Consider the following 23,983-nt stretch of genomic DNA (forward strand, 5'->3'; position numbering starts at 1 on the left):
CCGGGACGATGGGGGTGCCCGCCCGAACCACCGCACCGAGGAGTACCCCGTGACCGACAGCGACGACCGCCGCTGCGATTGGGCCCGGAACACGTCCGAGCTGATGACCGGCTACCACGACACCGAGTGGGGGCGGCCCTCGCACGACGACGGGTACCTATTCGAGATGCTTGTGCTGGAGGGTGCCCAGGCCGGCCTGTCCTGGTCCACCGTGCTGAACAAGCGCGAGAACTACCGGCGTGCGATGGGCGGTTTCGACTTCGAGCGGATCGCCTCCTACGGGCAGGCCGAAACAGACAGGCTCCTCGCCGACCCCGGCATCGTCCGCAACCGACTCAAGGTCGCCTCCGCCGTACGCAACGCCCAGGCCTTCCAGCGGGTGCGCGAGGAGTTCGGCAGCTTCGACGCCTACCTGTGGGGGTGGGTCGAGGACACACCCGTGGTCAGCCACTGGACCGTCTCGGAGGAGGTCCCGGTGACCACCGACCTCTCTGACCGGCTGAGCAAGGACCTGAGGAAGCGCGGGTTCAACTTCGTGGGCAGCACGATCATCAACTCCTACCTCCAGGCCACCGGCGTGTTCGACGACCACCTGGTCGGCTGCCCGGCCAAGCGCACCTGAGTCCTCCGCCGAATGCCCGAGCCTTGCCGTGCGTTGTACTGTACGTACTGCGGAAAGGTTGCGCCGTGAGCTTCCTCGCCTCCGGGGCCACCGGCACCGTCGGCCGCGGGATCGCCCGTCAGCTGGTCGACGCCGGGCACCGCGTACGCGCACTCAGCCGTGATCCCGAACGCGTCACCGGCCACCCGGCCGCACCTTCACCCGGTGGGCCACCGAACACGCCGAGGAGTTCACCCGCCAGCGCATCTCCTGCGCTGGAATGCCCGGGCGAGGGAGCATGGGCGGGTCACTCCGATCTCCCGAAGGAAGGCATGGTCGTGGCTGACCACCCGCAGCGCGCCCGTCACCAGGGCCGTAACGTCGTGGGGCGCTGCTTCAACATTCCCAAGCGATAGCGAGAGATCGCGACACGCTCAGACAAGACCGCCCGCAGCTAGCGCACCGGCCCCGGCCCCGCCGAGACACTCCGCTGGCTCACTCTCGGCTTTCGCGGCTTAACCGGAGATCAGTACTCCTGAAAAGCCGGAGCCTGAGCTCGCTGTGTGGCTGTCGCCTGAGAGTTGAGCCCTTGGCACCAGCTCGGGTACAGGCGGAATCCGCGTTTTCCCGGGCCTCTTCCCGAGGTAACGCCCAGCTCCGCAAGATGCCTGGCGGTGAATCGGAACACCCCGCGCTTGCCCTCCTGCTCCACGAAGACAAGCAAGCCAGCGGCGGGATCGTCCGCACCGAAAGGCACGGTCTTCCCGCTCCCGTCCCGCCGCCAGAAGGCAACGAACACTCCGGGCTTGGTCGGGGTGTTCCGTGCGGTGCGGACGTGCCACGTCTCACCGTCGATCTTGATCAGGCCCGACTCGTAGTCGCTGTTTTGCGATTCCGGAGTGACCGAGCCTGTTATGCCCGATTCGGACGCGTATGCCTCAAATGCGCTGAACACCACGAGCAACAATGTTACAGCGGCGCCCCGTCGCTCCCGAGGCCGTTCGGCCTCGACGCGCTATCGCTTTCCCTTCAGCAACACGTCCTAGTCGCCGAACTCGATGCTGCCGTCGCGTCGGCCCGACTCGGCCAGGTGGCGGAAGGTCAGGGCGGCGACGCAGAACCACACGGCCCCGACCACCGCTTCTAGGAGGGCGAGACGGGCGACGACCGCGCCGGAGGCCCCCGACAGGAGCTCGCGGACGGCGCTCAGCCCGTGTGTCAGGGGCAGGCCCTGCGCGACGAACTCGACCGCGGGAGGCCAGAAGGACACCGGCACCTGGACCCCGCAGACCACCATCAGGATCAACCCGCCGACGTTGCCGATCAGGTTACGCACGTGCATCACGCGCAACGCCAGGCCCGCCAGCACCAGACCGAAGGAGTAGACCGAGACATAGGTCAGGGCGATCAGCGGGACCACCAGCAGCGCGGCCGGCATCGGCAGGTGAACGCCGAAGACCGGAGCGAGCAGGAACAACGAGATCACCGCGCAGGCCAGGCCGTCCGCCAGCCACTGCACGCTGCGTCCGGCGAAGACGAGGAAGGGCGGCGCGGGGGAGGCGATCAGGAGGGGGAGGGTGCCCGCCATCCGCTCCCAGCTGCTGGAGGCGCACACGAACATCGTGGCGGTGACCCCCACGAACACCGCGTTCCCGACCAGCAGGTAGGCGGTGCGGTCCGGGGAGTCCAGCATGGCCCCGATCAGCGCGAAGAACGCCACCTGGCACAGGATGCGGATCAGCCAGCCGAAGAGCCAGGTCTTCCACGTGTAGAACGCCCGCAGATCGGCCAGGGCGCTGGTCGCCGACCAGCGCAGGATGCGCGCGGAGTCCCGGATAGCGCTCATGCGAGGCTCACCTCACCCGTGCGGCGCACCCGGCGCAGCACGCTGTTCAGCAACAGGATCCCGGCCGCGAACCCCACGGCACCGAGCAGGAGCACCATCCCCAGTCTCAGAGCGACGTTCTCCACCGCTTCGGGTCGGAGGCAGTCACGGAGCAGCTCGGTCGCCCAGGACAGGAAGATCACCTTGGTCACCGGTTGCAGCCAGTGCGGCAGGAACTCGGGCGGGATGACTGCTCCACCCAAAAGGTAAAAGGGATAGGACAGGGAGTTCTGGAAGATGCGGGCGGAGCGGTGCAGGACGAACACCGCCGCCATCACAACCGCGGTTCCGGCCATCGCCAAGGCCATGGCCAGCAGGGTCGCGGCGAACAACAGCGGGTGTTCGACCCCGATGCCCACCCCGAACGCGACCCGGGCGACCAGGACGGACTCCAGCAGTGACAGCATGCTCACCGCGGTGACCGTCGCGCCCCGGCCCAGAACGGTCAGCCCGATGGGCGCCGGGGCGGCGATCATGGCGTCGAGGGTGCCGTTGGCGCGCTCGCCGTCGATCAGCTCTCCCGAGACCAGCAGCGCCATGGACCAGACGGTGATCACCGCCGGTCCGAGGATCGCGTACGCCTCCAGGTCCGGGCGTTCGGCATGGCGCATGATGGCGAGGAAGGCCAGCGTGAGCAGCGGCGCGTTCACCAGGGCCATCAGCTGTTCCGGGTTCCGGCGAAACATCAGGAGCTGTTGCCGGACGGAAGCGGCGAGGACGACCATCACCGGAGTTTCAGCCCCCGGTCACCGATGACGTGGAGGTAGACGTCCTCCAGGGTGGGGCGTCCGGTGGACACCTCGGTGACACCGGCGTCGATCAGGTGCCGGAGCACCTGTCCCCCGGCGCCTTCGACGCTGGTCTCCACGATGGTCCGGTCCCCCTCCAAGAGCACCTGTGCCACCCCAGGGAGGGCACGCAGTTCCGCCACCACGTGCGACGGGACGGCTGTGGCGGTCACACGCTCGTGCGCGGAGAGCCATCCGCCGATGGTCCGGGGTTCCTCGGTGCCCAGCAGCTGGCCGCCGTCGATGAGGGTGACCCGGTCGCACACCGCCTCCGCCTCCGCCATGTCGTGTGTGGTGACCAGTACCGTCCGCCCCTCGCCCTGGAGTTCGGCGACCAGGGCGCGAAAGTCCCTGGCGGCCACCGGGTCCATGCCGATGGTCGGCTCGTCCAGGAGCAGGACCTCGGGGTTCCCGATCAGGGCCCGGGCGAGGTGGAGGCGCTGCTTCATCCCCCGGGAGAAGGTCTCCACCCGTTCGTCGGCCTTCTCCGCCAAGCCGATCCGGTCCAGGAGGTACTCCACCCTGGCCCGGGCCTGCCGGGTGCGCTGCCGGTACAGCGCCGACCAGTACATGAGGTTCTGGCGTGCGGTCAGCCTCGTGTAGAGACCGCGTTCACCGCCGAAGGCGATGCCGATGGTGCGCCGTACCTCGGCGGTCTTCCGCACCACGTCGTGGCCGTTGATCGACGCCGTTCCCCCTGAGGGCAGTAGGACGGTGGAGAGGATCTTGCACAGGGTGGTCTTGCCCGCCCCGTTGGGTCCGAGCAGCCCGCGCACCTCTCCCCGGCGCACCTGGAGGTCCACCCCGTCCAGGGCGACCGCGGGTGATCCGCCCCGGCGTTCGTAGACACGCCTGAGGCCTTTGGCCTCTACGGCGAAGTCCTGCGCCATGCGTCCTCCTCGGTCTGTTCCACGGGTGCGGGGAAGTCCTCTTCGCGCAGTTCGGGGGCGATGATCGGTGACCACACCCGTTGCTTACGGCCCTTCGCCACCCCGACCACGGAGGTCACGCCGGGCATGAGGGGGCAGGTGTGCGCGGGCAGCAGCTCCACCAGCTCTCCGACCCGTACGTCCGAGGCACGGAGCGGCGTTCCGTCGACGCGTGTCGCGGTGACGTCGGGGTCCCAGTCATGGCAGGCGCCCGCGAGGAGTCCGTCGGCGTCGGTACGCACCCGGCCGCCGCCGGTCCCGACCACACGGGCACGCACCCTGAGCGCCACGTCCGAGAGGTCGCACAGACCGATGGCCGCTGTTCCCGCATCATAAAGCGCATAAGCTCCCGAACATATCTCGGTGACACCCGCGGTGGCGAGGGCGGCGGCGGTGTTCACGCTTCCGCTCACCGACACCACCGGGCAGGAAATACCAGATGATCGCACATCTTCGGCGATCTCGACGAGAGAACCGGAAACTTCGAAACTGGTTTTCTCGATCCGACCAAGATCATCTTTTGTCGATGGACCCCAGTATCCGCAGACGCCGTCGAGCCGCACACCGGACGTGCGGTGAATATGTCGTGCCAGGCCAAGGGCCATGTCAATCGGAACACCCCGGTCAGCGGTAAATGCGACATCGACTCGTGCGCCGATCTCTGTTCCCAGCGCAGCGCACTCCGCGGCGAGGAAGGAAACGGTGTCCCGGTCGGCCACGTGCACGGAAACGGACGCCCGTCCGCCGCTGACCGCCGCGGCGTACGCCGCGAACCGCGCGATCCGCGGCAGCCGCCAGGCCTCGGTCCGGGGGCGCGCGAGGACGATGTCCCCGACCCCCCGCAGCAGGTAGCGCATGGCCTCGGGGGTGCTCTGGGACACGATCCCCACAGCTCCCGCCCGCAGCTGTGAGTCCGCGATTTCCCAGCTGCGATGCGCTTTGACGTGGGAACGGACCGTTTTTCCGGCGCGGTGGACCAGGTCGTGGAAGCGTCGGATGTTGCGCTCGACCACGGGCAGGTCGACGGTGACCTGGGGGGTGGTACGACTCACGGCGGCGGGCCCTCGGGGAAGCACGGACAGACAGAGCGCCGCTCCCCGGCGCGTCGCCGCCCGGGGAGCGGGTTACTCACCGACTCAGACGGTGGACGTGCACTTGACGACGGTGGAAACACACATAGGGAAACCCCTTCCGGTTGGAAAATCGGACTTGGCCACCAATCAGCCCACCCGCATGCGCGGGACGCACATTCATTCACATTGCGCACCCCGAGCCAGATCTCAGACATCGAGATTCCCCAGAACAAGCGGGCCGGCAAAGAAATTCAGGGCGACCGCAGCCGAAACATTACTTTCCCCGACCAAGCCAAACAAGAGACTGTGATGTGAGTCACATGGCCTGGACCGGTGCAACCACGTCCGCTAGCCTCCCAAAGGCCATATCGTGCCGAACTCCAGATATCAACTTTCTGAAATCGCAGCTCACAGGCGCGCGGCATTATTTTCCGCCACTTGGCGAATCCTTTTTGGCAGGTCATTTCCGCAGGTCATGTGAGGAATTTTTTCGTGTCGCTACCCGACAAGTTCATCGTGAACCTGTGCCCCACCGGCATGGTGCCCCGCAAGGCCAGGGTCCCGCACGTCCCCATCACCCCGGAGGAGATCGCGGCCGACGTCCGCCGCTGCCACGACGCCGGCGCTTCCGTGGTCCACCTACACGCACGGGACGACAACGAGGAGGCCACCTGGCGGCCGGAACGCTTCCGGGAGATCTGCGAAGCGGTCGTCGCCGAGGTCCCCGACATCGTTCTGGTGGTGACCACGAGCGGACGGAACTGGTCGGAGCTGGCGAAGCGAAGCGCCGTGCTGGACCTGGACGGCCAGGTGAAACCCGAGATGGCCTCCCTGACACTCGGGTCGATGAACTTCCCCACCGGCCCCTCCGTGAACAGCCCCGAAACCATCGTCGGGCTGGCCTCGGCCATGAACGAGCGAGAGATCGTCCCCGAACTCGAGATCTTCGACGCCGGCATGGCCGACTACGCCCGCCATCTGGCGGACCGGGGCGTGCTCAAGCCGCCCTACTACTGCAACGTCCTGTTCGGATCCAAGGGGACAGCGAGCCTGAGCGCAGCCAACGCCGCCGCCATGCTCGCCGCGCTGCCTGCCGGAGCCACCTGGGCGTTCGCGGGCATCGGGCGCTTTCAGCAGGCCGCCAACACCGCCGCTCTCGCCCTGGGCGGCCACGTGCGGGTCGGCCTGGAAGACAACCCCTACTACGACTGGTCCGAGCGCACTCCGGCGACCAACGCCCGTCTGGTCGAGCGCGTCGTCCGGATCGCCGCGGAGCTGGGGCGGGAACCGGCCAGCCCGGTCGAGGCCAGAGAGCTCATCGGCCTCGCCCCGGTCAAGCGGGACCTGGCATGAACCGCATCGGCGAACGGGCCAACGGAACGGAGTGTGCGGCGGTGGGAACACAGTGAGGGACATCCTCCGCGACCGCCAGCAGTGGGGCCGCAACGGCATGGTGTCGACCGGCAGCCCGCCGGCGACACTCGCCGCCCTGGACGTCCTCCGGGAGGGCGGCACCGCCTTCGACGCGGCGATCACCGCGTCAGCGGTACTGACGGTGGCCCTGCCCATGGCCTGCGGTCCCGGCGGGGATGGGGTCGCCGTCCTCCACCGGGCCGGACAGGACGAGCCGGTCAGTCTCACCGCTCTCGGCCGGGCACCGAGCGGGGCCTCGCCCAAGGCGTACCGGAGCCGCGGCCTGACGACCGTGCCCGCGACCGGCGCCCTCTCCCTCTCCACACCCGCGCTCATCGACGGGTGGTACCGGCTGCACCGCGAGTACGGCACCCTCCCCTTCGAGCGGCTGCTCGAACCCGCGATCGACCTCGCCGTGTCCGGGGTTCCGGTCACGGACCAGGTGGCCCGGTGGACCCGGGACAACCTCGCCGCCCTCGAACAGCCCAGGTTCCGTGATCTGTACCGGCCGCACGGGTCACCGGACGCGGTCGGCTCCGTGCTGCGCCAGCCCGGGCTCGCCGCCCTGTACTCGATGGTCGCCCCCGCGCACCGGACCCCCGAGACGCTGCGGGCCGAACTGGCGGACGCCATCACCCCGCTCAGTGACGAGCTCGGCGGGCTGATCGCGCGCGCGGACCTCCTTGTCGACCACGCGCGGGTGGAGCCCGCCGCGACCGTGCGGCTGGGCCAGTACAGCGTGGCAACCACCCCGGCCCCGACCCAGGGCCCCCTGCTCCTCCAGAACCTGGCCCTGTACAGGTCCCTGTCCCGAGGCCAGAGTTCGGATCGCCCCGACATGATCCACCTGCTCGCCGAAATCATCGACCAGACGTACGGGTGGCGGCTCAGGGAGTTCGGGGACCCGGAGTTCGTCGACTTCACCGACCCGCTCGACCCGGCGCTGCTCGCCTCGCTCGCTTCGGGTGTGGACCCGGACAAGCGGAGTCCGTCGAGCTGTCTGGGCCACTACACCGAGGGGGACACCTCCCACTTCGCCGTCCTGGACCGCGAGGGCAACGGTGTCAGCTGGGTGCAGAGCCTCGGCCTGGGGTTCGGGTCGGGTATCGGCGTCCCGGAACTGGGCCTGTTCCTCGGGAACCGGCTGGGACGCAGCGCCACCATCGACCCCCTGCACCCCAACGTCTGTGCCCCGGGCAAGAGACCGGTCAACACGATCTTCCCGTGGAGCTCCTCCGGCCCCGAAGGCCTGCGCTGGCTGGGCGGCACACCCGGGGGTGACGGGCAGACCCAGTGGAACGCCCAGGTCCTGCTCGGCCTGATCGAGGACTCCGTCAGCCCGCTCCAAGCGCTCTCCCGACCGAGGTGGACCTACTACCCCGGGTGCGACAAGGTCGAGGCCGCGATGGAACCGCAGCTCAGGGTCGACGACACCATGGACGCCGGGACTGTGGCCGAGCTCGGGTCCCGGGGACACGAGGTCGTACCGAAAGCGAGCGTCGGCGGGGTGGTCCGTGTGCTCGAACGCGGCCGGACCTGCGCCTGGGGGCTCGACGAGGGCAGACACGAGGGTCTGACCGTCGGTTGGTGAGGCGCGTGAGCGCAGTCGGGGCACAAGGGGCGCCCGTCCGGGACCTTTCCGGGCGGGCGCCCTTCGTATTACCCGGTCAGCACCTACTCGGGCGGGATGCGGCGCAGGCTCGACCTGGCCGCCGGGATGATCCTCAGCCCGCCCGGGATGTTCCTCGACGAACCCCCGTCGGCCTCGACCCGCGCGGGCTCGACGAGGTCTGGTCCGCCGTCCGCGACCTGAACGGCGGTGGCCCGGCGCGACGTCCTGCACTGGCGGCGCCAGCCGTGGGAGCTGCTCTTCCCGGTCCCCATGGTGCTGATGTTCGTGTACCTGCTCGGCGGTGCCATGTCGGCGCCCTGCGGCGGGGACTACACCGAATACCTCATACCCGGTATGTTCGCGATGGTCATGGTGTTCGGGCTCGGCAAGACCGTCACCGCCGTGACCACCGACTCCACCCGCGGGGTCACCGACCGGTTCCGGTCGATGCCGATGACCTCCTCCGCCGTGGTGGTGGGCCGCTGCCTGGCGGACATGCTCAGGTCCACGGTCATCCTGGTTGGTTTCGGGATGCTGGTGGGCTGGCAGTGGCACGGGAGCGCGGACGCGACCCTGACCGGGTTCGGGCTGCTTCTCCTGCTGCGGTTCGCCCTGGTGTGGATCGGCATCTACGTGGGCCTGGTGATGCGCGGCCAGGGCGGTATCGCCGTCATCCAGACCCTGGGGTTCCCGATCGGCTTCCTGTCCAACGCCTTCGTGGCCACCGCGACCATGCCGGTGGGGCTGGGCGCGGTGTTCGCTCCGCTGTACGTGCACCGGTACCGCAACCTCAGCGGCGGCCCCCTTCTGTCGGTGCTCGGCCCCGCCCCCGCCGACGAACCCCGGCGGCGGTTCCGTGCGGGCGTACACTGGCCCGTACACCCTACGGACCCCACCACCAGGACGGACCGATGCCTCCGCAGCACAGCAAGAGTGGCGATCCCGCGCGCAGTCTAGCCCTGCTGTGGCGCACCCAGGAGCCCGCGAGCCGACGCCGGGGCAAACCCGGGCTGAGCGTCGACCGGATCGTGCTGGCCGCCACGGAGATCACCGACACCGAAGGGCTCGCCGCGCTGTCCATGCGCCGGGTCGCCGAGGCCCTGGGCGTGGGCACGATGTCGCTGTACACCTACGTGCCGGGCAAGGGAGAGCTGATCGACCTGATGGTCGACGCCGCCTATGCCCACCTGGACTTCGGCGACCGCTCAGGCGACTGGCGGGAGCGGCTGCGCCGGATCGCGCACGCCAACCGCGACCTCTACATCCGTCACCCGTGGATGCTCCAGACCGTCACCACTCGCCTGCTCGGCCCGAACCTCATCGCCAAGTACGACCATGAGCTCTCCGCCGTGGACGGGCTCGGTCTGAGCGATATCGAAATGGACTCCACGGTCAGCCTGGTCAACGGTTACGTGGAGAGCACCGCCCGGAAGGTCCTGGGCTCGGAGCAGGTCGCCCGGGAGTCCGGTATGGACGACGAGCAGTGGTGGCGGACCTACGATCCTCTGCTGGCCGCCCTGATCGACGACTCCCAGTACCCGGTCGCCTCCCGGGTGGGCTCCGCGGTCGGCACCGCCCACCAGGCGGTCTACGACCCGGACCACGAGTTCTCTTTCGGCTTGGAGCGGGTGTTGGACGGCGTCCAGGTGCTGGTCGACGCCCGCTCCGCCGAGCGTTCCGCGGACTCCGCCGAGCCGGACGCACCGGACCGGACTTCCACGAGGCCCCGCGACCGCGGTTGCGGGCCGCTCCCCTCGTAGACACGCGGTGGTTGCGGGTGACAGCCGAAGGACTCCTCCCGCCCCCGCGCGCTGGAGCGCCGTCGAGGCGATGCGCGGCCGGGATCCGGGCAGCCTGGACGGCCGGTTGGACCTGCGGGTAGCGCTGATGTGCGGCCCGGAGGCGTGACGGGGCTCTGGGCCGCCGCGGCTCTCTCCCCTATCTGAGCTCGTCGTCGATGGCCAGCTCCAGTTCGTATTTGGTCATGGAGCCCGAGCCCGAGCCCGGGGCGGTGCTGTGGGTCCCGTCGGGGCGGACGAAGACCAGGGTGGGCGGGCTGGTCACCCCGAACCCGGCCCAGATGAGGCCGTGCTCGTCAACGATGTTGGACAGCGCGTCGAACCCGTGCGTCATCTCGAAGTCCAGGAGGTCGTCGGGTTCGCCGCGCCCAGGGGTGGATCAGCACGAAAGGACCCCTGGAATAAATATGCATATTTGCACATACTGTCCCAGAAGCCCTTCCGGCCCTCCGCTGGATCAAGCGGAGCAGATCAGCGGGCCAGCGCCGCCGCCTCCCGGGCGAGCTCGGTGACCTGGTCCCAGCGGCCCTCACCGACCAACGCGGCCGGGGTCAACCAGCTGCCGCCCACGCAGCCCACGTTCGGCAGCGCGAGGTAGTCCGGGGCGCTCTCGGCGGTGATCCCGCCGGTCGGGCAGAACTTCAGCTGCGGCAGCGGACCGGTGAGGGACTTGAGGAACTTCGCCCCGCCCGACGCCTCCGCCGGGAAGAACTTGAGCTCCGTCAGCCCCAGCTCCAGCAGCGCCATCGCCTCGGACACCGTAGCCACCCCCGGCAGGGCGGGCAGCCCGGTGTCGGCCATCGCCCGGGCCAGCTCCGGGGTGCAACCGGGGCTAACCAGGAAGCGCGCCCCCGCCTTTGCGGCGGCCCCGGCCTGCTCGCCGTTGACCACGGTGCCCGCGCCCACCACGGCCTCGGGCACCTCCTGGGCGATCCGCTCGATCGCGGACAGCGCCGCCGGGGTCCGCAGAGTCACCTCGATACCGGGCAGGCCGCCCGCGACCAGGGCGCGGGCCAGCGGCACGGCGTGCTCGACGTCCTCGACCACCACCACGGGCATGACCGGGGCGAGGTCGAGGACGTCCGCACCGGAGCGGGGGGTCGTCGTCATGGCTATCTCCAAAGGCTCAATGGGAAAGGCTCGGCGGGAAGGGAAGAGTGCGACGGCTCGGCTCGCAACGACTCGGCCAGGGTCGCGCGGCTCAGTGGCCGAAGACCCCGGCGCCGCTCTCGGCCGGGCCCACCGCCCCGCGCAGGGCGGCGAAGAGCTCACGGCCGGTCCCGGCGGAGGAGTCCACCGTGGGCCGGGCGTCCTCGCGGTCGCCGAGGTCGGCCAGGACCTCCAGTGTGCCCCGGGCCGCATCCAGCCGGATGACGTCGCCGTCGCGCACCCGGGCCAGCGGGCCGCCCGCCTCAGCCTCGGGCGAGACGTGGATGGCGGCGGGCACCTTGCCGGAGGCACCGGACATACGGCCGTCGGTGACCAGCGCGACCTTCTGACCCCGGTCCTGGAGCACGGCCAGCGGCGGGGTGAGCTTGTGCAGCTCGGGCATGCCGTTGGCGCGCGGCCCCTGGAAGCGGACCACCGCGACGAAGTCCCCGGTCAGCTCACCGGCGGAGAAGGCCGTCTGGAGCTCGGCCTGGTCGGCGAAGACCTTCGCGGGGGCCTCCACCACGTGCCGCTCGGGCGCCACCGCGGACACCTTGATCACGGCGCGGCCGAGGTTGCCCTCCAGCATGCGCAGCCCGCCGTCGGGAGCGAAGGGGTCACCGGCCGGACGCAGCACCGTCTTGTCCGCGCTCTCGGCGGGGCCGTCCACCCAGATCAGCTCGCCGTCCTCGGTCAGCTGGGGCACCTGGCGGTAGCGGTTCAGCCCGGGGCCGGCGACCGTCCGGACGTCCTCGTGCAGCAGACCGGCGTCCAGCAGGGTGCCGATGAGGAAGGCCATGCCACCCACCTCGTGGAAGCGGTTCACGTCAGCGGCGCCGTTGGGGTACATGCGGGTGAGCAGCGGCACGGCCTCGGACAGCGCGGCGAAATCGTCCCAGGTGAGCTGGATCCCGGCGGCGCGGGCGATGGCGACCAGGTGCAGTGTGTGGTTGCTGGAGCCGCCGGTGGCCAGCAGGGCGACCACGGCGTTCACGATCGCCTTCTCGTCGATCTGCTCGCCGACCGGGGTGTGGTGCTCGGTCAGGGCGGTCAGCCCGAGCACGCGGCGCCCGGCCTCCGCGGTGAGGGCCTCGCGCAGCGGGGTGCCGGGCTGTTCGAAACTGGCCCCGGGCAGGTGCAGGCCCATGACCTCCATGAGCATCTGGTTGGAGTTGGCGGTGCCGTAGAAGGTGCAGGTGCCCGGCGAGTGGTAGGCGGCGGACTCGGCCTGGAGCAGCTCGCGGCGGTTGACCTTGCCCTCGGCGAACTGCTGGCGGACCCGGGCCTTCTCCTTGTTGGGCAGGCCGGAGTGCATCGGACCGGCGGGCACGAACGCCGTCGGCAGGTGCCCGAAGGACAGGGCGCCGATGAGCAGGCCGGGCACGATCTTGTCGCACACGCCGAGCATGAGGGCGCCGTCGAACATGTCGTGGGACAGGGCCACGGCGGCGGCCATCGCGATCACGTCGCGGCTGAACAGGGACAGCTCCATGCCCGCGCGGCCCTGGGTGATGCCGTCGCACATGGCGGGCACGCCGCCGGCGAACTGGGCGACGCCGCCCGCCTCGGCGACCGCCTTCTTGATGACGGCCGGGTAGGTCTCCAGCGGCTGGTGCGCGGAGAGCATGTCGTTGTAGGCGGAGACAATCGCCAGGTTGGGGGTGACGTCCCCCGCCAGGGAGAGCTTGTCGCCGACCCCGCAGGCGGCGAAGCCGTGCGCGAGGTTGGCGCAGCCCAGGGAGGTGCGGGCCGGGCCCTGGCCGACGGCCTCGCGGATGCGGGCCAGGTAGGCGGCGCGGGTGTCGGCGCTGCGCTCGGTCAGCTGCCGGGTGACCTCGGCGATCACCGGGTGGACGCTCATCCGAGGTCCGGGGGTGCCGTTGTCGGAGGTGCTGGGGGTGTGCGCGGTCATGCCTGCTCCTCTTCGTGCCACGTGTTGCCGGTGCGGCCGATAAGCCGCTGTGCTCCTGCGGGACCGGAGCTTCCGGCGGGGTAGGTCTCGGGTGCGGTGCCGAGGCCCTGCCAGGCCTCGATGATCGGGTCCACCCAGCGCCACGCGGCCTCGACCTCGTCGCGGCGCATGAAGAGGGTGGAGTCCCCGGCCAACACGTCCATCAGGAGCCGCTCGTAGGCCTCGGGAGAGCGGGTGGCGAAGGTGTCGGCGAAACTGAGTTCCAGCGGGACCGGCCGCAGCCGCAGCGCACCGGCGCCGGGCGTCTTGGTCAGCATGGTGAGGTGTATGCCCTCATCCGGTTGGAGGCGGATGACGAGGCTGCCCGCGCCGGACGCGGTGGCGGCCCCGGGGAAGATCGTGTGCGGGACGTCGCGGAACCGGATGACAATCTCGGAGCGGGCCCGCTCCATGCGCTTGCCGGTACGCAGGTAGAAGGGGACGCCCGCCCACCGCCAGTTGGCGACCTCGGCGCGCAGGGCCACGAAGGTCTCGGTGTCACTGACCGCCGGTCCGCCCGCCTCGTCCAGGTAGCCGAGGACATCCTCGCCCTGAACCATGCCGTTGGTGTACTGGCCGCGGACGGTGTGCTCGGCGACCTTGGCCGCGGGGATGGGTCTCAGGGACTGCAGGACCTTGAGCTTCTCGTCCCGGACGGCGTCGCGGTCGTAGCTGGCCGGGGGCTCCATGGCGGTGAGGCAGAGCAGCTGGAGCAGGTGGTTCTGCACCATGTCGCGCATGGCGCCGGAGGAGTCGTAGTAGCCGCGCCGACCGCCCACGCCGACCGTTTCGGCTGCGGTGATCTGCACATGGTCGATCCACCGGGAGTTCCACAGGGGTTCGAGGAAGACGTTGGCGAACCGCAGCACGAGCAGGTTCTGCACGGTCTCCTTCCCCAGGTAGTGGTCGATCCGGTAGGTGCGGGACTCCGCGAAGACCGCTCCGACCTCGTCGTTCACGGCCTGGGCGGAGGCGAGGTCGCGGCCCAAGGGCTTCTCCATCACCACGCGGGACTCGGGGGTGACCAGCCCCGCGTCCTGGAGCCCGCGGCAGATGGCGCCGGAGATCATCGGCGGCACGGCGAGGTAGAAGACGCGGTCGCGGCCGGGTGTGAGCGCGGCGGCCAGGTCGGCCCAGCCGGAGGGGTCCCCGCCGACGTCGACGGTCACGTGGGAGAGGCGGCCGAGGAAGCGGCGCAGCACGTCGGGCTCGACGACCTGGACGGCGCTGTGGCCGCGGACGGCGGAAGCGGCCTTGTCGCGCAGGTCAGCGTCGGTGAGACCGTCCCGGGAGACCGCGATGACCCGGGTCTCCCCGCTCAGATGACCGTCGCGGTCCAGGAGGTAGAGGGAGGGGAGCAGTTTACGCATGGACAGGTCACCGGTTCCGCCGAAGACCACCAGGTCGGTGGGGCGGGGCGCGGGCTGCTGCGGCATTCGGTTGGCTCCTGCGGGAGGGAGTACGGAAGGGAGAGGAGAGGTGGGGGGTGCCGGGCGGAGGGGACGCGGGGCCCTTGCCCAGGTGTCTTACGGCCTGGTTTCGACCTTAATCCCACTATGGTAAAAAGACCAGCACACTTCAGAACATTAATTTACATAAGTGAACGGCCTTCCAGGCGCCCCGCCGAGTGAATGGTTCAATGAGGCATGGCCAGAACCCCCGGACGCTTGTCCTCCACCGCCACTAGCGGCCACATCCTGGAGATGATCCGCACCGGCAGCGCCACCAGCCGCTCCGAGATCGCCCGGGCGACCGGGCTGTCCCGCCCGTCCGTGGCGCTGCGGATCACGGAACTGATCGAGGGCGGTCTGGTAACCGAGGGGACCCGCGCCGCTTCCAGCGGCGGCCGACCACCCACGCTCCTGGAGTTCAACGCCACCAGCGGACTGATCCTCACCGCCGCCCTGGGTATGGCCCGCAGCCAGGCCGCCGTGTGCGACCTCGACGGGCGGGTGCTCCTGCGCACCCCCGGCTCACCCCAGATGGAACAGGGCCCCGACGCCACTGTGCCCTGGCTCCTGGACACCTGGTCCGAGCAGGTCCGCGAGCTGGGCCGCTCCCCCGAGGACGTCCGCGGCGTCGGCATCGGCCTGCCCGGCACGGTGGAGTTCCACGCCGGACGGGCGGAGGACCGCCCCTTCCTCGGCAAGTGGGCGGGCGTGGCTCTGGGCCCGCTGGTCGCCGAGCGCTTCCCTGTCCCGGTGACCGTGGACAACGACGTGAACGTGATGGCGCTGGGCGAGCACATCGCGGGCGGGCACGGCCACACCGACGACATGGTGTTCGTGAAGGCCTCCACCGGAATCGGCGCCGGCCTCGTCTCCGGCGGCAACCTGCTGCGCGGCGCCCTGGGGGCGGCAGGAGAGATCGGCCACATCCCCGTGCGCGACGGCGGCGGCCTGCCGTGCCGCTGCGGCAACACCGACTGCCTGGAGGCGGTGGCGGGTGGGCGCCGCCTGCTGGTCCGTGCGGCCGAACAGGGGAGGGAGGTCGCCGGGATCAAGGAGCTGGTGGCGCTGGCCGCGGAGGGCGACCCGGTGGCGGTCACCCTGGTGCGGGAGGCCGGCCGGCGGCTGGGCGAGGCGCTCGCGGGCGCGGTCAACCTGCTCAACCCGGAGCTGATCGTGCTCGGCGGCGACCTGTCCGAGGCCTACGACCACCTGGTGGCGGGCGTGCGCGAGGTGGTCTTCCAACAGTGCACCGCCCTGGCAACCCGGCAGCTGCGGATCGTGGCGAGCACCCTGTGGGACGACGCCGGGGTGCGTGGCTGCGCGGCCATGGTCAGCGAGGAGATCCTCTCCCCGGAGGCCGTGAACAAACTCCTGGCCGGATAGGGCGCGGGCGAGGGCCGGGAAGAGCCCGGAGAAGGGCTCCGGAAGGAACAGACAAGGGCGAGCGGAACGAGCCGTTGTCCACAGGCTGTGGACAACGGCGTTTACTCGGATCGAGGCCGGGCAAGCGGTAGAAGAGGGCGAATCCCCACGACCATGCCCATAACCGCCCTGACCTGTGCAGGCGCTGTTTCCACGAGCGCCCGGTTCGTCATGACACTTGACAACAAGTACTGATCTGCCGAATAGTCACGCACCCGAGTACCGCCTGGTACTCGCCCGCCCTCCGTCACCCCGCACCAGTGCCCCCACCAACCCCGTGGCCATGTCCCGTGCGGACCACCGCCCGGAAAGGTCTCCCGTACACATGCTCGACAACACCGTCGTGCTGGTCGTGATCGGCGCCAGTATCAGCCTCGTCACCAGCGTGGTCGTGACCGCGCTGCACGCCCGCCAGATCCGCCGCGCCGAACTGCGCACCAGCACGCGCACCTCCGCCCGCAACCTCACCAGCGCCTTCATCGCGGAGCGCGACGGCACCGCGGACGACACCGACTTCCTGCGCGAGTCGGAGCTCACGGTCATGTCCATGACCGACCGCAAGACCCGCGAGCGGCTCAGCGCCGTCGTCCGCCTGCTGCGCGAACACGACCTCCCCGAGGTCGAGCAGCTCAGCGGGGTCAGCGCCACCAGCGCCAAGCGCGTCCTGTGTGACCACGCCCTGGACGTCCTCGGCGCCCACCTGCGCTCGGACCGCTTGCCCGAGGTACCCGCCGTGATGCGCAAGCTGCTCAGCGTGGAGGAGGAGGCCCTGAGCATTCACTCCGGCGAGGCCCCCAAGCCCAGCGCGCCGATCGAGAAGAGCCCGGTCACCCCGCGCCCGCGTCACACCGGTACCGCCAAGAGCCCCGGTAGCGGCGGCGGCACCGCCCGCAAGACCACCAAGAGCACCAAGACCGCCGCCAAGCCGACCGGCAAGAGCGGCGGGCGCACCACCACCGCCACCACCGAGGAGGAGGATCCGAAGAAGGAGAGCACCTTCTGGGACGACTGATCCCACAGGCGACAACGCGTGATATGTGCGGCGAAGGGTACTTCAGCGCCAAGAACCCGCGTATCACCGGCGGGTCAGAAGTGATTCCCTCGGGTACGGATGAGACAGTCGGAGAGGAAAGCCTCAGGCGACTTCCACCCGGCGAAGGAATTGTGCGGCGCAATTGTGGTCAGGAACCGCGCGCATGGACAACCCGAACGCGCACTCGAAGAGAACTTCACCTAGGATCACTGCCACGCGTGGGTTCCGGCGTCCTCGGCAACCCCTGTCCGCCGGTGTCCCGGCTTTCCACACGGACTCGACACACCCCCTCGGCGACTTTTCGGTCAGGATTCCGGTCTGCCCGCGCCCTTCACCCGCGCGACCTCCGCCCTCACCCGGACACGGATGCGTGACCCAACCGGGTCGGTGTCCGGCCGTTGGCACACCCAGCCGTCCGAACTCACCGAGATTGTCACGATGCCCGCTGACGAGAACTCCGCCGACTCCGGCGCGGACCACACACCAGACGAGACCCCCGAGCCCGATCCCCGGTCTGAGAGGGCTGAGGGGGATCCCGCCGAGCAGGACGCAGAGCAGGACAGGACGGACGGGGACTCCGCCGAGCCAGCGGCCGCCGAAGCCGTGACCGGGGCCGACGGGCCAGACGGGCCAGACGGGCCGGACAGGCCGGAGACCGTCGTCAACGACGTCGACACGCCGGTCGAGACCACAGCGGACCGCCCGGCGGAGAGCGCCGAGGACAGCCCGGCAGAGACCACCGCGGACAACCCGACGGAGAGCGCCGAGGACACTCCGGCAACCGCTGCGGAGGACCCGGAAAGCAGCGAACCGAACGCTCAGGAGTCGAGCACCGGAGAACCGGACGCCGAGACCCCGGCTGCCACGGCCACCGCCATGGGGAACAAGCGCAAGCGGAGCCGACTGCGCCGGGTCGTCCTGTGGACCGCCGCGTCCCTGGCGCTGATCATGCTCGCCGGGGTGGGCACCGCCTACGGCTACTACTACTCCCTGCGCTCGGGCATGGTGCAGCACGACATCGGTTCGCTGCTCAGCGAGGATGAGCGGCCGGACAAGATCAGCGACGCGGTCAACATCCTCTTCATCGGCTCGGACGGTTTTGAGGAGGACAGCCCCGCCTACTCCACGGAGTTCGAGGGCGAGCGCTCCGACTCCCTGATGCTCGCGCACATCTCCCCGGACAACCGCGTCTCGGTGATCAGCTTCCCGCGCGACTCCCTGGTGCAACTCCCCCAGTGCGACGCCTACGGGCAGGCCGACGGCACCTACGGCTACTTCGGCATGATCAACACCGCGCTGTACCACGGTGGCCCGCCCTGCGTGATCCGGACCATCGAGACACTCACCGACATCCGGGTCGACCACTTCGTCCACCTGAGCTTCGCCAGCTTCCGCGACGTCGTGGACGCCATCGGCGGGGTGGACATGTGCATCCCCGAGCCGATGCAGGACCGGCGCGCCAAGCTCGACCTCGACGCCGGTGAGCAGACCCTCGACGGCAAGCAGGCCCTGGCCTTCGTCCGCGCCCGGTACGAGATCGGCGACGGCGGCGACATGGGGCGCATCGACCGGCAGCAGATGTTCCTGGCCGCCCTCGCCGACCAGGCGACCAGCGGCGACGTGCTCAGCAGCCCGACCAAGCTCAACGGCATCCTCCAGGCGGTGGCCCAGCACAGCGCCACCGACCGGGAGCTGACCCTGGACCGGATGCTGTCCATCGCGGTCACCATGGCCGACGTGGACCTGTCCGACATCGAGTTCCACACCGTTCCCTGGTACCAGGCGCCCTACGACCCCAACCGGGTCATGTGGAACGAGGAGGACGCCGGAGAGCTGTTCGCCGCCGTGCGCGAGGACCGCCCGCTGCCCACGCTGCTCGCCGCCGACGACGCCACCATCCCGCAGGAGCCGCCGACGGCCGACCCGTCCGCGCTGGAGGAGGGCACCGAGGGGCCCACCGAAGGCCCCGCCGAGACCGAGGCCAACCCCTCCGCCCGCCCGGGCGAGGGCCGCGACGCCACCTCCAACCCCTGCCAGGACGGCCTGGGCTTCGGCACCGGCGAGTACGACGGCTGGTAGACGGACCGGAAAGCGCCCGACACGAGAAGGAGGCCCCCGCCGCGAACACTCGCGGCGGGGGCCTCCTCATACCCCTGGCAGGGCGTGTACGCCCCCAGCAGGGCGGGTGCCTCGGGCGGCGGGGACGCTTCCGTCCCGCTGGTACGCGCCGGAGAACCCCCACAGTTCCCACCGGCGCCTCCGTCAACGGGAGTGGTCCCGCTCACCGCCCGAGGCGTGGTGCGCCCGCCACGACCGACGGGCGCACGTTCTTGGTGACTAGCTGACGAAAGCCGGGTCGACGGGCTGCTCCGCGGCACCGGGCAGCTCGACCGGCAGCTCCGCGGGCAGGTCCTTGGGCAGGTCGGCGACCAGGCCACCCGTGGGCAGCTCATCGGCGAGGGGCAGAGTGGCGAACTCGGGCTCGCCCAGCTCGGGCAGGCCCTGGACGCCGATCAGGTCGCCGCCGGGGGTCTCCGGCAGCACGTTTTCGGACAGCACAGTGCCGACCAGGTCCGTCTCCGTGCCGGACAGCGGCAGGGTCTCCTCGACGCCCAGTCCCCCGACCGCGTCGCCGAGGTCCCCGACGGTGCTGTCGACGGCGTCCTCAGCGGCCCCCACGACCTCGAGGTCCTCGGGGGCGGCCATCGGCAGGGTGCCCTTGAGGTCCTGCGGCAGCAGGGTGGTCACCCCGCCGGTGAGGTCGGCGTTCTCACCGGCGTCCAGGCCCACCGGGTCGCTCATCGGGACGGTCTCGCCCAGCTGGGCGACGTCCAGGTCGTCCAGGCCGACCACGTCCAGGCTGGGCTCGTGCAGACCGGTCCCGGCGCGGCTGCCCAGTTCGGTGACGGTGTCGTCGACGACGGCCGCGCCCTGCTCCAGGTTGATCGGGGAGGCGGGCGCGCTCATCGGGAGGGTTCCGCCGCCCAGGGGCAGGCCGCCGCCGTCCAGGGCCAGACCGTCGAGCAAGCCGGTCCCGCCGAGCAGGTCAGTCCCGCCGAGCAGCATGGACAGGGGGTCGACCGCGCCGCCGGTGTCGCTGAGCGGCAAGGTGTCGGTGGCGGTCCCCAGGTCGAGCGGTCCGACGTTGGCGGCGTTGTCCTCGCCGGTCTGCAGCGGGGCGTCCGTGGACAGCGTGTCCGTGGAGACGGTGTCACCGACGATCGACCCGACGGGGTCGCTCTGGTGCTGGACCTCGGCGGACTGGTGCTGGAGGTCGGGCTGGGCGGAGATCTCGCCGGGCTGGACCTTGACGAGGTCGCCGAGGGGCGTGGTGACGCCTTCAGTCAGGGCGGTGGGGACCTGGTTGTGCAGGTCGCCCAGGGGGAGGCCGTCCGTGACACCGCCGAGCGTGTCGGCCCCGGCGATACCGGCGCCGAGGGCGACGAATCCGGCGGTGCCAGCGGCCAGCAGCAGGGTCCGAGCTGAGGAACGGGCGGTGTGGAACATGTGAGTCCTTCCGGAGTGTGCGTGTGTTCGGTTCGTGGGGGCGCGACGGAGCGGGTGTCGTGCCCCGTCGCGCCGGACCGTTTCCCTGGCCAGGGGAGGCCGGTCCTGAGGGTGGTACGGGCGAGCTCTCCGGTCGGTGAACCCGTGCGCCCCTGGTGGGGGCGGGTGGGTTCGATCCGGATTCAGTCGGTCGGTCTGGCGGACCACCGGCTGACGTGAACCTCGCGGTCGAGGTGCGGGGCTCACGTCAGCCCCCAGAAGTCACCGGGAAGGCTGGTGCGGCTGGGAACGGGTGCGGCTGGAGAAACCGTGCCGGGTCGGTCGCGTGCGGCGTGCTGGAGCTCAAAAGCTGGACAGAGCAGGGCACGGACGCGGGACGCGGATCCGGTGGGTGCGCTAGTCCGGGGAGAAGGTCGGCTCGTCGGCGGACTCGGCAGGCACCGAGCGCAGGACGTGCCGGGCGGCCTCGAACAGGCCGGGGGCGGGCGCCGGGGCGCCGGTGACGGGCAGGAACCCGGCCACGGCGGGCGCCGGAGCGCTGCCACCGATGGCGGGGGCGGTGCCGCTCGCCACGGTGTTGACGGTGTCGGCGCCGCGGGGGCCGGTGTCACCGGCCGTGCCGCGCTCCGCCGCACCCGAGTTCTGGGCGGCGGAGGCGCTCTGCTCCCGCACCGAGCTCAGGGCTTGGGCGGCGGGCTCTTCGGCCACCGCCACGACCTCTTCAGAGATCCGCGCCCGGCTTTCGCCGTCCTCGCGGGCTTCGTCGGAAGCGGCGTCGCCGCCGTCGACCTCCGGGGCGGGTGCGGTGACCTGCTCGGGCGCCGGGGCGACGAATTCGGGAAGCTGTTCGGGGCGCGGCAGGGAGGTCTCCCGAACCGCGTCACGGACGTGCTGGACGGGGTGGTCGGACACCTCGGTCTCGACCGCCTGGGCGGCCTCCGAGGCACCGTCCACCGCCTTCGCGGCGTGCTCGCCGACGGTGGTGACGGCCCCACTGATGGACCCGCCGAGGTTCTGGGTGCTCTCCACGAGCCCGCCCGAAAGGGCGTTCCCGGGCCCCGACAGCTCCGCGGAGTGCGCGGGAGCGGCGGAGGCGAGCCACACGGTGAACAGGATCCCGGTGAGCAGACCGACCAGCGTCAGGGCCCGTCGGAGTGGTTCCGGGCACACGGCGGGACGGACGCCTGTGGCGCCGACCGTACCGTGGTATCCAGACACCGGGGGTTTCCTTCCGCCGTGTGGGCCGGTCCGCTCCGGCGAAGTACCGAAGGGACGACAAGCTCATGGGGGTCATGTGAATGGCACCGGAAAAACTGGGATCCGGGTGCCCGACGCGAGGCCAGAGAGGCCTTCGTGCGCCGACTGACCGTGACGTTAGCATGAATTACCGGGCCGCTGTCCTCGATTCCAGAGGAATTCCCAGCCCCTCGGACAAGCTTCCGAGCAGCCAGATGTGGCAAATCGGGAAAAAACCAACGACAATTCATCCAATAGTCCTCAACCCCTCAACGGCTCTGCGGAGGTTGAACCACACATGACCGAGATCCCCCAGAGCCACCGGTTGTCCCCGAAGCCCCTGGACGAGCTCCTCGCGGAGGTGCATTCCCAGATGAACCCGGGGCTCTCCGCCCAGGGGAGGGTGCACTCTCTGCTTCAGGCGGTCCTGGACATCGGTGGCGACCTGGACCTGGCGACCGTGCTGCGTCGGCTCACGGAGGCCGCCGCACACCTGGCCGAGGCCAGGTTCGCCGGACTGGGTGTGATCGGTGAGGACGGCAGTTTCACCGAGTTCATCCCGGTCGGGTTTACCCAGGCCCAGGCCGAGCGGATCAGCCGCTTCCCCTACGGCAAGGGCGTGCTGAGCACCCCACTGTACGAACGGGCCCCGATCCGCCTGTCCGACCTGCGCGAACACCCGGACTTCAGCGGTTTCCCGGAGGGCCACCCGGGGATGTCGAGTTTCCTCGGAGTGCCGATCCAGGTGCGCGGCGAAATCTTCGGCAATCTCTACCTGACCGAGAAGGAGAACGGCGGGGAATTCGACGAGGAGGACGAGACCATCGTCACCGCGCTGGCCACCGCCGCCGGTGTGGCGATCGAGAACGCCCGCCTGTACGAGGAGACCCGGCTGCGCGAGCGGTGGCTGGGCGCCACCACCGAGATCACCACCCGGCTGCTGTCGGGGGCCGACACCGACGAGGTACTGGCCTACTTAGCGGCGCAGGCCAGGGAGATCGGCGATGCGGACACGGCGGTGATCATGCTGCCGGACCCGCACGCGCGCGGGCACCTGTTCGCGGAGATCGCGGACGGCCCGATCGCCCAGGAGATCCTGGGGACCCCGGTGGACATCCACGACTCCGCCTGCGGGTGGGTGTACGAGTCAGGCGAGGCCACGGCCATCCCCGACCTACGGCAGGCCAACTGCCCGATGCTCACCCACCGCGGGTACGGGCCTGGTCTGCTGGTGCCGCTGGGCACCCCGGGGAACACCCGCGGGGTCCTCCTGCTCGGCAAGCTCTCCGAGCGGGCACCCTTCGACGCCAACATAAGGCGCATGCTGCACGCCTTCTCCGTGCAGGCGGGGGTGGCGCTGGAACTGGCCGAGGCACGGAGGGACAGCGAGCGGATCGTGGTCCTGGAGGAACGGGACCGGATCGCCAAGGACCTGCACGACGTGGTGATCCAGCGGCTGTTCGCCTCCGCAATGACCCTGATGAGCACGGTCCGGCTGATCAACTCCCCGGAGGCCGAGGAGCGGGTCCAGCGCACCATCGACGAGCTGGACAGCACGATCCGCGAGATCCGCTCGACCATCTTCGACCTGCAGAACCCGCCGAGCCGGCGGGACACCTCCCTGCGCGGGCGGATCCTGCGGCTGGCGGAGAATACCGCGCACAGCCTGGGCTGCCATCCGGGGGTGAGCCTGGACGGGCCGATCGACGCGTCCGTGCCCGACGAGGTGGGCGAGCAGCTGCTGGCGGTCCTGGGCGAGGGTCTGACCAACGTCGCCCGGCACGCCCGGGCCACGGAGGTGCACGTCTCGGTGACGGTGGAGGAGACATCGGTGACCGGTCGTCCGACCACCCTGACCCTCACCGTCACCGACAACGGCGTGGGGCTGCCCGAGGAGGGCCGCCGCAGCGGCCTGCGCAACCTGGACCAGCGTGCCCGGGCCCTGGGCGGCGGGTTCAGCGCGGGCAAGGGCGAGGGCGGCGGTACCGTCCTGGTGTGGAAGGTGCCGGTGTCGGTACCTGACCCGGAGGTCTGAGACGGCGGGCGCGGAGATCCGGACTCGGAATCCTGAGCCGGGGGTTCACCGCCGAACGGGGCTGCCCACAGTCTGTGGACAGCCCCGTCGACACCGGGC

At 70.3% G+C, this 23,983-nt stretch carries 21 protein-coding genes and 1 pseudogene; 11 read left to right on the top strand and 11 right to left on the bottom strand.

Going from position 1 to position 23,983, the window contains the following annotated elements:
* The first annotated feature begins 49 nt into the window (after positions 1–49).
* Complete coding sequence (locus D457_RS0103610) at positions 50–622, top strand: DNA-3-methyladenine glycosylase I (protein WP_017579277.1); 573 nt, start codon at positions 50–52, stop codon at positions 620–622.
* Positions 623–687: 65 nt separating this feature from the next.
* Positions 688–1,017 carry an NAD(P)H-binding protein gene (locus D457_RS35575; RefSeq protein ID WP_152514129.1) on the top strand — a complete coding sequence of 110 codons (330 nt, stop codon included), beginning with the start codon at positions 688–690 and terminating at the stop codon, positions 1,015–1,017.
* 110 nt (positions 1,018–1,127) lie between these two features.
* On the opposite strand, the gene D457_RS0103615 is transcribed toward D457_RS35575, so the two are convergent.
* The 5 genes from D457_RS0103615 to D457_RS31795 form a co-directional block, all read right to left on the bottom strand.
* Positions 1,128–1,559 carry a MepB family protein gene (locus D457_RS0103615; protein WP_026116296.1) on the bottom strand — a complete coding sequence of 144 codons (432 nt, stop codon included), beginning with the start codon at positions 1,557–1,559 and terminating at the stop codon, positions 1,128–1,130.
* 84 nt (positions 1,560–1,643) lie between these two features.
* Positions 1,644–2,447, bottom strand: coding sequence for an ABC transporter permease (locus tag D457_RS0103620; protein ID WP_017579279.1), 804 nt, complete (start codon positions 2,445–2,447; stop codon positions 1,644–1,646).
* The gene (locus D457_RS0103625) at positions 2,444–3,211 is read right to left on the bottom strand and encodes an ABC transporter permease (protein ID WP_017579280.1); all 768 of its coding nucleotides are present in this window, start codon (positions 3,209–3,211) and stop codon (positions 2,444–2,446) included. Before D457_RS0103625 ends, D457_RS0103620 begins: the two co-directional genes overlap by 4 nt.
* Positions 3,211–4,164, bottom strand: a complete 954-nt coding sequence (locus D457_RS0103630; RefSeq protein ID WP_017579281.1) for an ABC transporter ATP-binding protein — start codon at positions 4,162–4,164, stop codon at positions 3,211–3,213. The genes D457_RS0103625 and D457_RS0103630 overlap by 1 nt, the downstream gene beginning before the upstream one ends.
* The gene (locus D457_RS31795; RefSeq protein WP_017579282.1) at positions 4,143–5,255 is read right to left on the bottom strand and encodes an alanine racemase; all 1,113 of its coding nucleotides are present in this window, start codon (positions 5,253–5,255) and stop codon (positions 4,143–4,145) included. The genes D457_RS0103630 and D457_RS31795 overlap by 22 nt, the downstream gene beginning before the upstream one ends.
* 513 nt (positions 5,256–5,768) lie before the next feature.
* Between D457_RS31795 and D457_RS0103640 the strand changes: the two genes are divergently transcribed.
* From D457_RS0103640 to D457_RS31805, 5 genes and pseudogenes are all read left to right on the top strand, one after another.
* Positions 5,769–6,629, top strand: coding sequence for a BKACE family enzyme (locus tag D457_RS0103640; RefSeq protein WP_017579283.1), 861 nt, complete (start codon positions 5,769–5,771; stop codon positions 6,627–6,629).
* 52 nt (positions 6,630–6,681) lie between these two features.
* Positions 6,682–8,280, top strand: a complete 1,599-nt coding sequence (locus D457_RS0103645) for a gamma-glutamyltransferase family protein (protein ID WP_017579284.1) — start codon at positions 6,682–6,684, stop codon at positions 8,278–8,280.
* 72 nt (positions 8,281–8,352) lie between these two features.
* Positions 8,353–8,513: pseudogene (locus D457_RS36875) on the top strand (daunorubicin/doxorubicin resistance ABC transporter ATP-binding protein DrrA); the annotation flags it as partial.
* Positions 8,509–9,258 (top strand): ABC transporter permease, encoded by a 750-nt coding sequence (locus D457_RS31800; RefSeq protein ID WP_083926653.1) that lies wholly within the window; start codon positions 8,509–8,511, stop codon positions 9,256–9,258. The pseudogene D457_RS36875 and the gene D457_RS31800, both read left to right, overlap by 5 nt.
* Positions 9,213–10,061, top strand: a complete 849-nt coding sequence (locus D457_RS31805) for a TetR/AcrR family transcriptional regulator (RefSeq protein WP_017579287.1) — start codon at positions 9,213–9,215, stop codon at positions 10,059–10,061. Before D457_RS31800 ends, D457_RS31805 begins: the two co-directional genes overlap by 46 nt.
* Positions 10,062–10,239: 178 nt before the next feature.
* Here the strand turns inward: D457_RS31805 and D457_RS31810 are convergent, their stop codons facing one another.
* The 4 genes from D457_RS31810 to zwf form a co-directional block, all read right to left on the bottom strand.
* Positions 10,240–10,434 (bottom strand): thioredoxin domain-containing protein, encoded by a 195-nt coding sequence (locus D457_RS31810; RefSeq protein WP_017579288.1) that lies wholly within the window; start codon positions 10,432–10,434, stop codon positions 10,240–10,242.
* A 137-nt stretch (positions 10,435–10,571) separates the two neighbouring features.
* Positions 10,572–11,210 carry a bifunctional 4-hydroxy-2-oxoglutarate aldolase/2-dehydro-3-deoxy-phosphogluconate aldolase gene (gene eda / locus D457_RS0103665; protein ID WP_017579289.1) on the bottom strand — a complete coding sequence of 213 codons (639 nt, stop codon included), beginning with the start codon at positions 11,208–11,210 and terminating at the stop codon, positions 10,572–10,574.
* A 91-nt stretch (positions 11,211–11,301) separates the two neighbouring features.
* Positions 11,302–13,161, bottom strand: a complete 1,860-nt coding sequence (gene edd / locus D457_RS0103670) for a phosphogluconate dehydratase (RefSeq protein WP_017579290.1) — start codon at positions 13,159–13,161, stop codon at positions 11,302–11,304.
* A complete protein-coding gene (gene zwf / locus D457_RS0103675) occupies positions 13,158–14,636 on the bottom strand; it encodes a glucose-6-phosphate dehydrogenase (RefSeq protein ID WP_017579291.1) in 1,479 nt (492 codons plus the stop codon). The genes edd and zwf overlap by 4 nt, the downstream gene beginning before the upstream one ends.
* Positions 14,637–14,846: 210 nt before the next feature.
* Here zwf and D457_RS0103680 point away from each other — a divergent pair, with 210 nt between their 5' ends.
* The 3 genes from D457_RS0103680 to D457_RS0103690 all read left to right on the top strand — a co-directional run bounded on the left by D457_RS0103680 (position 14,847) and on the right by D457_RS0103690 (position 19,185).
* Complete coding sequence (locus tag D457_RS0103680) at positions 14,847–16,034, top strand: ROK family transcriptional regulator (RefSeq protein ID WP_017579292.1); 1,188 nt, start codon at positions 14,847–14,849, stop codon at positions 16,032–16,034.
* 364 nt (positions 16,035–16,398) lie between these two features.
* On the top strand, positions 16,399–17,085 hold the full coding sequence (locus D457_RS0103685) for a hypothetical protein (protein ID WP_017579293.1): 687 nt from the start codon (positions 16,399–16,401) through the stop codon (positions 17,083–17,085).
* 459 nt (positions 17,086–17,544) lie between these two features.
* The gene (locus tag D457_RS0103690) at positions 17,545–19,185 is read left to right on the top strand and encodes an LCP family glycopolymer transferase (protein WP_026116298.1); all 1,641 of its coding nucleotides are present in this window, start codon (positions 17,545–17,547) and stop codon (positions 19,183–19,185) included.
* Positions 19,186–19,443: 258 nt separating this feature from the next.
* Here the strand turns inward: D457_RS0103690 and D457_RS0103695 are convergent, their stop codons facing one another.
* Both D457_RS0103695 and D457_RS0103700 read right to left on the bottom strand, forming a co-directional pair.
* Positions 19,444–20,613 carry a hypothetical protein gene (locus D457_RS0103695; protein WP_017579295.1) on the bottom strand — a complete coding sequence of 390 codons (1,170 nt, stop codon included), beginning with the start codon at positions 20,611–20,613 and terminating at the stop codon, positions 19,444–19,446.
* Between the two features lie 396 nt (positions 20,614–21,009).
* The gene (locus D457_RS0103700; RefSeq protein ID WP_017579296.1) at positions 21,010–21,831 is read right to left on the bottom strand and encodes a hypothetical protein; all 822 of its coding nucleotides are present in this window, start codon (positions 21,829–21,831) and stop codon (positions 21,010–21,012) included.
* 316 nt (positions 21,832–22,147) lie between these two features.
* Here D457_RS0103700 and D457_RS0103705 point away from each other — a divergent pair, with 316 nt between their 5' ends.
* Complete coding sequence (locus D457_RS0103705; RefSeq protein WP_017579297.1) at positions 22,148–23,884, top strand: sensor histidine kinase; 1,737 nt, start codon at positions 22,148–22,150, stop codon at positions 23,882–23,884.
* The last annotated feature ends 99 nt before the right edge of the window (positions 23,885–23,983 follow it).

The organism is Nocardiopsis valliformis DSM 45023 (genome assembly GCF_000340985.1).
In the GTDB taxonomy this organism is placed as follows: domain Bacteria; phylum Actinomycetota; class Actinomycetes; order Streptosporangiales; family Streptosporangiaceae; genus Nocardiopsis; species Nocardiopsis exhalans.

Coding starts and splice junctions, on each gene's coding strand:
- D457_RS0103620 (WP_017579279.1), bottom strand. CDS start 2,447: ATGAGCGCTATCCGGGACTCCGCGCGCATCCTGCGCTGGTCGGCGACC.
- D457_RS0103625 (WP_017579280.1), bottom strand. CDS start 3,211: ATGGTCGTCCTCGCCGCTTCCGTCCGGCAACAGCTCCTGATGTTTCGC.
- D457_RS0103630 (WP_017579281.1), bottom strand. CDS start 4,164: ATGGCGCAGGACTTCGCCGTAGAGGCCAAAGGCCTCAGGCGTGTCTAC.
- D457_RS31805 (WP_017579287.1), top strand. CDS start 9,213: ATGCCTCCGCAGCACAGCAAGAGTGGCGATCCCGCGCGCAGTCTAGCC.
- D457_RS31810 (WP_017579288.1), bottom strand. CDS start 10,434: ATGACGCACGGGTTCGACGCGCTGTCCAACATCGTTGACGAGCACGGC.
- eda (WP_017579289.1), bottom strand. CDS start 11,210: ATGACGACGACCCCCCGCTCCGGTGCGGACGTCCTCGACCTCGCCCCG.
- edd (WP_017579290.1), bottom strand. CDS start 13,161: ATGACCGCGCACACCCCCAGCACCTCCGACAACGGCACCCCCGGACCT.
- zwf (WP_017579291.1), bottom strand. CDS start 14,636: ATGCCGCAGCAGCCCGCGCCCCGCCCCACCGACCTGGTGGTCTTCGGC.
- D457_RS0103680 (WP_017579292.1), top strand. CDS start 14,847: ATGGCCAGAACCCCCGGACGCTTGTCCTCCACCGCCACTAGCGGCCAC.
- D457_RS0103685 (WP_017579293.1), top strand. CDS start 16,399: ATGCTCGACAACACCGTCGTGCTGGTCGTGATCGGCGCCAGTATCAGC.
- D457_RS0103690 (WP_026116298.1), top strand. CDS start 17,545: ATGCCCGCTGACGAGAACTCCGCCGACTCCGGCGCGGACCACACACCA.
- D457_RS0103695 (WP_017579295.1), bottom strand. CDS start 20,613: ATGTTCCACACCGCCCGTTCCTCAGCTCGGACCCTGCTGCTGGCCGCT.
- D457_RS0103705 (WP_017579297.1), top strand. CDS start 22,148: ATGACCGAGATCCCCCAGAGCCACCGGTTGTCCCCGAAGCCCCTGGAC.